Origin of the sequence: Limosilactobacillus difficilis (assembly GCF_947387495.1) — a bacterium.
GTDB classification, from domain to species: Bacteria; Bacillota; Bacilli; order Lactobacillales; family Lactobacillaceae; genus Limosilactobacillus; species Limosilactobacillus difficilis.
This window is the reverse complement of record NZ_CANDNU010000093.1, coordinates 1-1,276: the sequence shown is the minus strand read 5'-3', so window position 1 is coordinate 1,276 and position 1,276 is coordinate 1. Positions and strand designations below refer to the sequence as shown.

Annotated in this window: 1 protein-coding gene and 1 pseudogene; both read left to right on the top strand. The window is 37.8% G+C overall.

Annotated elements, in window-relative coordinates:
• Positions 1-142: 142 nt before the first annotated feature.
• Positions 143-433 (top strand): annotated as a pseudogene (locus QOR82_RS09085) (Mu transposase domain-containing protein); the annotation flags it as partial.
• Between the two features lies 1 nt (position 434).
• On the top strand, positions 435-1,172 hold the full coding sequence (istB, locus tag QOR82_RS09080; RefSeq protein WP_283584414.1) for an IS21-like element helper ATPase IstB: 738 nt from the start codon (positions 435-437) through the stop codon (positions 1,170-1,172).
• The last annotated feature ends 104 nt before the right edge of the window (positions 1,173-1,276 follow it).

Genomic DNA, 1,276 nt, shown 5'->3' with positions numbered 1-1,276 from the left:
AATATTAAACTATCAAACACCGTTTGAGATATTTTTTGAAGAACCGTTGCACTTAGTTTGACAATTCGTCGCAAAAGAAAAAGAGCATTTCCGGTCTCTCAATTACGATCTCACAAGGTACTTCGACAGCGTCCAGACTAGAAAAGTATCGCGAGATTCAATGATTAGATTTCAAAACCATCAATACTCTGTTTCCCCTAATTATATCGGAAAAGAGGTTGAAATTAAACCAGCTACTGATGGTAAAGCTATTCATATTTTCTATCAAGGCGTTGAAATCCAGAAACATGATTTAACCAATAAGCAGTTTAATTATGATCCACACGACAAACACGCCATTCTAAAAAGTGATTTGATGGAAGATAAAACAGACGAAGAAATTGACCAGTATATGCTTAATAACCTCAGTATTTATGATCAGATTGGGGAGTAAAATGAATCAGTATCAAAAACTTATCGATAATTTAACGAAGTTAAATTTACACAATATGGCTGCATCAATTGCGAATTATCGGCAACAAGTCAATGACAGTCAAATTAGTTTTAGCGAAGCACTACTAGAACTAACGGATAAGGAGATCGCCTATCAGCAACAGGAAAGCCTAAAGAGAAGGATCAAACGCGCTAGATTTCCTATTATCAAGCAACTAAATGAGTTTAATTATCAATTCCAACCTTCGATTAACCAGCAGCAAATCGCCGAGTTTGCGACCATGTCATTCTTGGATAATCAAGAGAACATCATCTTTATTGGTAGCCCTGGCATAGGTAAAACACATCTATCAATTGGACTCGGCATCGAAGCATGCCGGCAAGGTGTGCGAACGCTATTTATTAATTGTCATGAATTAATCCTTAGATTGAAGGCAGCACATGAAAAGCAACATTTAGAACGAGTAATGCGTCGGTATGAGAGGTATGACCTACTAATCATTGATGAATTAGGCTATTTACCAATAACGGCGGATGAAGCAAAACTATTGTTTCAACTAATAAATGGCCGCTATGAGCGCAAATCAACAATCATAACGACCAATGTGCCATTATCAAGTTGGGGAACCATCCTCCAGAGTACTGCGACTGCAGAGGCGATTTTGGACCGCCTTGTCTATCATTCACACGTGATTAAGATCAAGGGGAAGTCATACCGTTTGGCATCGGTCAATTCTTAAACCGCCCGAATCATACATTTTTAAACCGCCTAAATTTCAAGAATAAGTTAGCCACTGGACTCAAATAAATAATACTGACCAATTGATTATTGGTTGATGGAGCT

What these genes read in the sequence shown, in the direction of transcription:
- istB (WP_283584414.1), top strand. Translation starts at nt 435, where the DNA reads ATGAATCAGTATCAAAAACTTATCGATAATTTAACGAAGTTAAATTTA.